Annotated in this window: 1 protein-coding gene; it reads left to right on the forward strand. The window is 60.2% G+C overall.

Annotation, left to right across the window (positions count from 1 at the left end; genetic code table 11):
* The first annotated feature begins 107 nt into the window (after positions 1-107).
* Positions 108-1235: a DDE-type integrase/transposase/recombinase gene (locus HX773_RS25225; protein WP_255433332.1), complete on the forward strand. Its 1128-nt coding sequence runs from the start codon at positions 108-110 to the stop codon at positions 1233-1235.
* Positions 1236-1295 lie beyond the last annotated feature (60 nt).

The raw sequence follows: 1295 nt of genomic DNA on the forward strand, positions 1-1295 counted from the left end.
AGGTACAAACCGGGCTGATGGGTAACACTTTAGACCGGGCACAGGGGTAACAGTTATAAACGGCATAGCAGAGGAGACTCACTATGCCCTGGACTGAGACTGTTACCATGCAACGCCTTGATCTCATCCGTGCCTGCGAAGCAGGCACGCATTCCATTTCCGAACTTTGTCGCCTTCACGGTATCAGCCGTAAAACCGGCTATAAGTGGCTCCATCGCTTTGACCCCGGCGACGCCAACTCCCTTGATGACCGCTCTCACGCACGGCTGACCCAGCCCGAAAAAATCCCTCCCGACGTTGCTGACCGGCTGGTTCTCTGCCGCATGCAGCATCCTGACTGGGGTCCCAAAAAAATTCGCCACTGGTTCCTCAACCACAACGCCGACTTCATCGTCCCCGCCGCCAGCACCATCGGCGACCTGCTGAGCCAGGAGAAGCTCGTGCGGGAACGCCCGAAACGCAGGCGTACGCCCGGCAATATGCAGACGCTCACCGCCGCCGAAAGAAATAACCATGTCTGGAGCGCTGACTTCAAAGGCCGCTTCCGCCTGAAAGACCGCAGCTACTGCCGCCCGTTCACGCTGACGGATAACCACAGCCGCTACGTTCTGGCCTGCGAGGCCGGCGTCGCCGAAACCACGGCGTTCGTCCGACAGTGCATGGAAAACGCCTTTCGCGAAGGCGGCCTGCCGGAGGTCATCCGCACGGACAACGGCTCCCCCTTCGTGGCGCCGGGCATCCTGGCGCTCACTCAGCTCAGCGTGTGGCTGATGAAGCTGGGCATAAAAACGGAGCGCACGGACCCGGGCTGTCCGGGGCAGAACGCCCGGCATGAGCGCATGCATCGTTCGCTGAAGGCCGCGCTGAACTGCGGAAATATCTTCGCCACGCAGGCCGAACAGCAGGCGTGGTTCAGCCACTGGCGTGAAGAGTTCAACCACGAAAGGCCGCATGAAGCGAAGGGGGGAAAGCCACCGGCCAGTGAGTGGACGCCATCGGCCCGCCAGTGGGACGGAAAAGTGCCGGAGGTCAGCTATCCGCAGGGTTCGAAGCTGTACAAAGTGGGTGAGAAAGGCGACCTGAGTCTGAACGGCAGGATGTTCCTGAGTTCGGCGCTGCGCGGGGAATACGTGCGGTTCCTGGAAGTGGATGACGGAATCGACGTCATCCTGTTCGACAGGCTGATGCTGGCCTGGTACGACCGGGCAGAAAAACGTATTATCCGAATCGACTGAGCACAAATGTGTTACCTGTGTGCCCGGTCTGATCTGTAACCCATCAGCCCGGTCATACCT

This window comes from Pantoea sp. B9002 (assembly GCF_013385945.1).
Taxonomy (GTDB): domain Bacteria; phylum Pseudomonadota; class Gammaproteobacteria; order Enterobacterales; family Enterobacteriaceae; genus Pantoea.

Bases quoted from the DNA above. Each gene is read 5' to 3' on its own strand.
- HX773_RS25225 (WP_255433332.1), top strand. From the start codon at position 108: ATGCAACGCCTTGATCTCATCCGTGCCTGCGAAGCAGGCACGCATTCC.